We start from the raw sequence: 201 nt of genomic DNA, 5'->3' as shown, positions 1-201 counted from the left end.
TGCAATTCCCTATCTTTGCAGCCTGATAATAAAAAATCAAAACAAGCCTTCACAATTACTGACGGGGGTATTGACACAGAAATCCATGAGTAGAGAAGTTCGAGTAAGATTCGCTCCATCACCCACGGGGCCTTTACATATCGGCGGTGCACGTACCGCACTTTATAATTACCTTTTTGCACGCAAAATGGGTGGGAAATG

At 43.8% G+C, this 201-nt stretch carries 1 protein-coding gene; it reads left to right on the top strand.

From position 1 onward, the window contains the following. Positions 1-85: 85 nt before the first annotated feature. Positions 86-201 (top strand): glutamate--tRNA ligase family protein (locus ACM615_RS24085; protein WP_431012660.1); only part of this gene is annotated, 116 nt, incomplete at its 3' end.

This window comes from Rahnella sp. PAMC25617 (assembly GCF_050606005.1).
GTDB classification, from domain to species: domain Bacteria; phylum Pseudomonadota; class Gammaproteobacteria; order Enterobacterales; family Enterobacteriaceae; genus Rahnella; species Rahnella variigena.
This window is presented reverse-complemented; position numbering and strand designations above follow the sequence as displayed.